This is a genomic window from Cyanobium sp. NIVA-CYA 375, assembly GCF_056108345.1.
Map to the genome: position 1 here is coordinate 1 of NZ_JBSYHW010000105.1, position 5864 is coordinate 5864.

The following is a 5864-nucleotide window of genomic DNA, read 5'->3' on the forward strand; positions in this document are numbered from 1 at the left end:
ACTGACCGCACCTGCAATCGGTTGATAGTCAACAGCCCAGCTACGGCTGGGTAATAACGGAATCCCAAAAGCTCCCTCGCCAGAGGGGGCTTTTTTGTTGGTTAGTCGGCAACTGGCAGCACCACGCAAAAGCAACTGCCCTCCGACGGAGCGGACTGCACCGTGATCAAACCACCGTGCCGGCTAGCGATCGCCTGGGGGCAGGGCAAAGCGATACCCCTTGCTGGGCACCGTTTCAATAGGCGATGGCAGGCCATGGGCCGACAGGTTGCGTCGCAGTAGCCGCACCTGGGCCGCCACCACGTTGCTCACCTGGTCCTGATGCAGATCCCACAGTTGGCTGCGCAGCCGTGCGCCGGGGATGATCTGGCCTGGGTGCTCTAAGAAATAGGCCAGCAACTGTTGTTCTTTGGCGGAGAGCTTCACAGTTAACTCTCCAGTTGCCGTGGTATCGAGCAGCTAGTCACTGCCGAGATCCAATCGGTAGTGGCCAGCAGCTCCTCCATGGCGAAGGGCTTGATGAGGTAGTCGTCGGCACCGGCATCAAGACCCTCTACCCGATCGGCTGTCTCAGCTCGGGCCGGCTGCCCGCACCCGCTGGCAAAGCTCAAGCCCTCCAGGCCGCTGGTGCAGTGATCCACAACATGGCCCTGCTGTTGCAGCACCTTTTGGACGGCATAAGCCAGATCCTCCTCGTCTTCCACCAGCAGCATCCGCAGCGGCATAAGGCTTGGGCTCTGTCTGGCAGATGCTAGTGAGCACGGGCGATTTCACCTATTTTCGTCGGTGCTGCGCGATCCTTTCAGCATCCCTCGCTTTCCCGGGTCTTGCGCAACCGGATCCTGCGGCTCGCCGCCAGCACCAGCCTGACTGCCTTAGCCCTGCTCGCCATCCCCCCTGGGGCCATGGCCCACGTCGGCCATGGCGATGAGTTTCAGCAGCAGGGGAATGCTCGCCAGGTGAAGCGCAATGCCGAAAGCGATGGGTTGCTGGGGGTAGTCACGGTAAAACCGGAGCGCGGCCCCGATGGCCTCACCGTGCCCGCGACAGCCCTGGTGGATGCCGATGGCAAACCCCTGCTGTTTGTGCAGACCGAGCAGACCTACGACCCGGTCTTTGTGGAGACCGGCGCCAGCCAGGGCGATCGAGTGACCGTGACGAAGGGCATCGATCCCAGCGATGACGTGGTGGCTTCGGGCGCGCTCTCGCTCTACGCCGAGTCGATGAAAACGCAGCAGGCTGAGCCAGTAGCAACCAAGACTGCAGGAATCAAGACTGCAGGAGCCGACAGCCTGCCGCTTCCTGCCCTGGCTGCTGGTGCAGCAGTGATTCTGGCGGGTGGCGGGATCTGGTTGAGCCGCCGCAGGAAGACGAATGCTTGAGCGGCTGCTCAACGCCACCCTGCACTTTTCGATCGCCCGGCGCTGGGTGATCGTTGCTGCGGCTGTTGTCATCGGCTGTTGGGGCATGCTTAGCGTGGCTCAGATGCCGCTGGATGTTTTCCCGCCGTTTGCGCCTCCCCAGGTGGATGTGCAAACCAGCGCCGCCGGCTTCTCGCCGGAGGAGGTGGAAACCCGCCTCACCTTGCCGATCGAAGCGGCCGTGAACGGCATCGCCGGGGTGGAGACCGTGCGCTCCTCCTCGAAGGCGGGATTGTCAATGGTGCAGGTGGTGTTCAACCAGAACGCCGACATCTACCGCGCCCGCCAATCGGTGGCTGAACGGCTGCAGCAGGTGAGCACCCAGCTGCCCGCCAATGCTGGTGGTCCCGAACTTTCACCACTGGTTTCACCACTCGGCACGATCCTGCAGGTGGCCTTCACGGTGAAGGGTGATGGCGCCACCTCGCTGATGGATCTGCAGCAGTTGGTGCTGCGCTCCTATCGCCAATCGATTCTGGCGGTGCCGGGGGTGGCCCAGGTGACAATTTACGGCGGTGATGAGCAGCAATATCAGGTGCTACTCGACCCTCAGGAGCTGCAGGTACAGGGGGTCTCGCTGTCGTCGGTGCTGGCGGGGGTGTCTGGGACCATGGCCACCAGCCCCGGCGGCTTTCTGATCGGCGGCGGCCAGGAGCGGCAGATCCGCCCGATGGCCCAGATCACCCAGGTGAGCGATCTGGCTGATGCCGTTGTGCGCAACGTGCAAGGCCAACCGGTGCAGCTCTCAACCCTGGCCGAGCTGAAGCGCGGCGCGGCACTCAAACGGGGCGACGCCAGTTTCAACGGCAAACCTGCGGTGGTGCTGATGGTGACCAAGCAGCCAGAGGTGGACACCCCCACGGTGACGCGGTCGGTCGAGCAGCGCCTAAACGAACTCAACCGCACCCTGCCGGCCGATGTGCAACAGCAGCAGACCTTCCGCCAGAGCAACTTCATCGACAGTGCCATCCGCAATGTGAGCGAATCACTGCTGCAGGGGGTGGTGATTGTGTCGCTGGTGATCGTGCTGTTCCTGATGAACTGGCGGGCCGCCGTGATCAGCCTCAGCGCCATTCCGCTCTCCCTGCTGATCGGGTTGATGCTGATGAAGGCCCTCGGCCTCGGCATCAACACCATGACCCTCGGCGGGCTGGTAATAGCAATCGGTTCGGTGGTCGACGACTCGATCGTGGACATGGAAAACTGCTATCGAGGCCTTCGCAGCAACCAGAAGAACGCGACGCCAAAATCTCCCCTACAGGTGGTGTTCGACACCTCTGTGGAGGTGCGCCAACCGGTGTTGTTCTCTACCTTGATTATCGCGGTTGTGTTTGCGCCGATCTTCTCGCTCACTGGGGTGGAAGGAAAGATCTTTGCGCCCATGGGTATGGCCTATCTGTTGTCGATCGGAGCCTCCACGCTGGTGGCGGTAACCCTCTCGCCGGCTCTCTGCGCCATTCTGCTAGCTCCCGAACAGCTGCCAGACGAAAACACCTGGCTGGCAAATAAGGCCGAGCGGATTTACAGGCCGATCCTCGATCTGGTGCTGGTTTCACCCAAGCGGGTGCTGGCCAGTGCCCTAGCCCTGGTGGTGGCCGCAATCTTGATCCTGTCGGTTCTGGGAAGGGTGTTTCTGCCGGAATTTCGTGAACAATCCCTAGTGAATTCGATGGTGCTTTATCCAGGGGTCTCCCTGGAGATGACCAACCGGGCCGGCTTGGCCTTGACCCGTTCCCTGCAGAACAATTCCCTCTTCTCATGGGTGCAAGTGCGTACCGGCCGGGCGCCCGGTGATGCCGATGGCGCGGGCGTAAACCTGGCCCATGTGGATGTCGAGCTGAGTGCAGAGGCCATGGCCAACCGGCCTGCTGCCATTGTCGAGCTGCGGCAGGCTTTCCTACGCCTGCCAGGCGTGGCTCCCAACATCGGCGGTTTCATCTCCCACCGCATGGATGAGGTGCTCTCCGGGGTGCGCAGTGCCATCGCCATCAAGATCTACGGCACCGACCTTGGCGAGCTGCGTCGCCTCGGCGAAGCCGTGGAGAAGGCGATCGAGCCGATCGACGGGATCGTTGATCTGCAGCTCGAGCCCCAACTGCCGATCCCCCAGGTGCAGATTCACTACGACCGTCCACTGGCAGCGGCCCTGGGATTGACGGTGGATGAGCTATCACAAGCCGTGGAAATCGCCCTCAACGGCAAGGTGGCCGGCCACGTGGTGGATACAGGGGTCCGCAGCGAGGTGATCGTGCAGCTCAAGGAAAACGCCCGCCAGAACCTTGATGCGATTCGCTCGCTGCCGGTGGCCTTCACCAACGGCATGACGGTGCCCCTGGGCAGTGTGGCCTGGATCGAGGAAGGGCTGGGGTCGAACGTCATCAATCGCGAGGAGCTCTCCCGCCTGATCGTGGTGTCGGCCAACGTCAGCGGCCGGCCGCTGGGCAGCGTAGTGATGGACATCCAGCGCACCCTCGCAGGCGCGGTGCGCCTGCCCCAGGGTTACTCGATTCGCTACGGAGGACAGTTCGAGTCGGAGGAACGGGCAACCGGCAGCCTGGTTTTTTACAGCCTGGTTGCTGTTGTTGTAATCAGCGTGCTGATGGCGGCTTCATTGAAGTCCCTACCGGCAACAGTGGCGATCATGCTCAACCTACCCCTAGCCCTGATCGGTGGGGTGGCGGCGGTGTTGCTTACAGGTGGGGTGCTCTCGATCGCCTCGCTGATCGGCTTTATCACGCTCTTTGGTATTGCCGTGCGCAACGGACTGCTGCTGGTCGACAACTACAACAACCGCCACACCGATGGCCAGCCGTTGGATCAGGTGATCCGTGAAGGAAGCCTGGAGCGACTCAACGCGATCCTGATGACCGCCCTTTCATCCGCTCTAGGCGCCCTGCCGCTGGCCCTGGCCTTTGGGGCTGGCAACGAAATTCTCCAGCCCCTGGCGATCGTGGTGCTCGGCGGTCTGATCACCTCTACGGCGCTGACGCTGCTGGTGATTCCATCCCTATATGCCCGCTTCGGCCGTTGGCTGCTGCCCCCTGTTGCGTCCCAGCCATGACCCCGAGCCTGCAATGCATCACGGACCGTCTGCGTCAGCCCCGCATGTTGCTTCCTCTGGCAATTGGTGGATCGCTGCTGCTGGGCATTGCGCTGGGGCGCCTTCAAGGGCGTTCAGCCGCAGCTCCCCCGGCTGCCCCAACAGAAAGCAGCAATCGCAACGGCGCCCTCGCCTTCAGTGAAGAGCAACTGAGGCGCTCAGGGCTCAGAACCGTTCGGCCGGAGCTGGGCACGGGCAGCGAACGCCCGATCTCCGGCTTTGTGGAAGCAGCCGTCGGAGCGCACTCCAGTGCGGGCATACCGGTGGCAGGCCGCATTGTGCGACTGCTGGTATCGCCAGGCGCTGCCGTGCAGGCAGGGGAGCCGCTCGCAGAGGTTCAAAGTCCCGAAGCGGCGGTTGCACGCGCCGATGCGGATGCAGCCCGGGCAACGGCGCATTCGTTGGCCTATCAGTACCGCCTGGCCCTGCCCATGGGGCAGCAGGGTGCACTTTCAGCCCAGGAGCTAGAGAGCCGCCGCATTGCCAGCGTCACCGCAGCCAGCGCCGCCAGGGCGGCGACTGCCAAGGCCATGGCGATTGGACAGCCCGATGCCATGGGACGCCTGCTGATCCGCAGCCCCATCAGTGGCCAGGTCGCCGCCGTGAACACCTCAGCCGGAGCGGTGCTCCAGGCGGGCGAGGAGGTGGCCCAGATCAGCAATGCCCGCGGTAGTGAACTGCGGTTTTTGGTGTCGCCGGTGCTGGCCGCCAATTTGGAAATCGGCCAGCTGTTGCGGGTCAAAGCAGGCTCGCGGGATCTGCGGGCTCGCGTGATCGCGGTGGCGACTGGCACTGGCACTGGCCAACGCGTCACCGTGGTGCGCGCCCAGACGGTGGACGCACCGATACCGCCTGCCGGTACGGCGGTGACGGCCTTTGTGCTGGTGCCATCTTCCGAGCAACGCTTCACGGTGCCGACCGATGCCATTCAGTTGCTCAATGGCTCGACAGTGGTGTTCCGATACCGACGGGGCATGGTGGAGTCGGTGCCGGTGGTGTTGGGCCAGCAATCGGCTGAGCGGGTTGAGATCCTGCAAGGCGTACGCAGCAGTGATCTGTTGCTGCGCGGCAACACGGCAAAGCTGCACGGCGCCCCCTTACCTGCTTATACGAAGGTGCCCTGAAGCAGTAGGGATCAGGCGAGGTAAGGATCCAGGAAGCTGAGCGGCCTGGCCATGGTTGCCGAAAAACCGAGGATGCCGCGGTCTTTAAAGCTGTAGAGCAAGGTGTCGTCCAGTTCCAGTAGGAAGGTGCCGCCGCGCTGGGTGAGGAAGTCGTCGCATGGCACGTAGGTGCGCCAGTGGCCCAGCACCTCGCCCATGTTACGCAAGCGGACCGTGGCC

Annotated in this window: 6 protein-coding genes; 3 read left to right on the forward strand and 3 right to left on the reverse strand. The window is 63.1% G+C overall.

Features of this window, described 5'->3' with window-relative positions; all coding sequences use genetic code 11:
• Window positions 1-183: 183 nt before the first annotated feature.
• Complete coding sequence (locus AC01FP_RS15660) at window positions 184-426, reverse strand: helix-turn-helix domain-containing protein (RefSeq protein ID WP_474481603.1); 243 nt, start codon at window positions 424-426, stop codon at window positions 184-186.
• A 2-nt stretch (window positions 427-428) separates the two neighbouring features.
• Complete coding sequence (locus AC01FP_RS15665) at window positions 429-725, reverse strand: response regulator transcription factor (RefSeq protein ID WP_474481604.1); 297 nt, start codon at window positions 723-725, stop codon at window positions 429-431.
• A gap of 102 nt (window positions 726-827) precedes the next feature.
• On the opposite strand from AC01FP_RS15665, the gene AC01FP_RS15670 reads away from it, so the two are divergent.
• From AC01FP_RS15670 to AC01FP_RS15680, 3 genes are read left to right on the forward strand one after another with little or no spacing between them, the layout of a single operon-like run.
• Window positions 828-1382 (forward strand): hypothetical protein, encoded by a 555-nt coding sequence (locus tag AC01FP_RS15670; protein WP_474481605.1) that lies wholly within the window; start codon window positions 828-830, stop codon window positions 1380-1382.
• A complete protein-coding gene (locus AC01FP_RS15675; RefSeq protein ID WP_474481606.1) occupies window positions 1375-4482 on the forward strand; it encodes an efflux RND transporter permease subunit in 3108 nt (1035 codons plus the stop codon). Before AC01FP_RS15670 ends, AC01FP_RS15675 begins: the two co-directional genes overlap by 8 nt.
• Window positions 4479-5645 (forward strand): efflux RND transporter periplasmic adaptor subunit, encoded by a 1167-nt coding sequence (locus AC01FP_RS15680; RefSeq protein WP_474481607.1) that lies wholly within the window; start codon window positions 4479-4481, stop codon window positions 5643-5645. Before AC01FP_RS15675 ends, AC01FP_RS15680 begins: the two co-directional genes overlap by 4 nt.
• An 11-nt stretch (window positions 5646-5656) precedes the next feature.
• Here AC01FP_RS15680 and AC01FP_RS15685 read toward each other — a convergent pair.
• On the reverse strand, window positions 5657-5864 hold a 208-nt coding region (locus AC01FP_RS15685; RefSeq protein ID WP_474481608.1), incomplete at its 5' end, for a thioredoxin domain-containing protein.